Origin of the sequence: Yinghuangia sp. YIM S10712, from assembly GCF_051388935.1 — a bacterium.
Taxonomy (GTDB): Bacteria; Actinomycetota; Actinomycetes; order Streptomycetales; family Streptomycetaceae; genus Yinghuangia.
In genome coordinates this window covers 310937-311422 of the sequence record NZ_JBPKBI010000006.1, presented here as the reverse complement: position 1 = coordinate 311422, position 486 = coordinate 310937, and the positions used below count along the sequence as shown (strand labels likewise).

Genomic DNA, 486 nt, shown 5'->3' with positions numbered 1-486 from the left:
CCCGCGCCGACGCACAGCCCGGCCGCTCCTCTGTGCGGGCCGGTGCCGCCTCGCCTCGCGCGTCCCCCCGTCCGCCGGGGCGAGGCGGCTCCGACCCGCATAGGAGGGAGGTCCACCCGTGCTCGTACGCGTGATTCAGGTCGACTACGGCACGTCGCACCTGACGCTGTCGAGCGAGACGTACGGCAGCATCCGTGCCGGGATCGCGGCGTGGTCCGCGCACCTTGACGAACTGCTCGGCCATTACCGCGCGTTCGGCCGGTGCGAGGGTGCCGCGATCGGCGGTTGGCTCGGAGCCTGCCCCTGCCCGTGGTGCCGCGTGCGTGACGACGTGCGCGCCGCGATCGCCAGCGTCGACAACGGCGACATGACCGAGGTTCTCGACGTCCTGGCCGACGCACACGGCGGCACCGTGACGGCGAAGTTCGAGCCGCCGCACGGCATCACGACGCTCCACGTCGTCAGCGTCGCCGCCGGCGAACGAGA

The 486-nt window shown here is 73.0% G+C and carries 1 protein-coding gene; it reads left to right on the top strand.

Annotated features, from left to right (window positions below):
• Positions 1-118 precede the first annotated feature (118 nt).
• Positions 119-486, top strand: a 368-nt coding sequence (locus tag ACRX5W_RS16440) for a hypothetical protein (RefSeq protein ID WP_436788882.1), incomplete at its 3' end; no start/stop codon positions are given.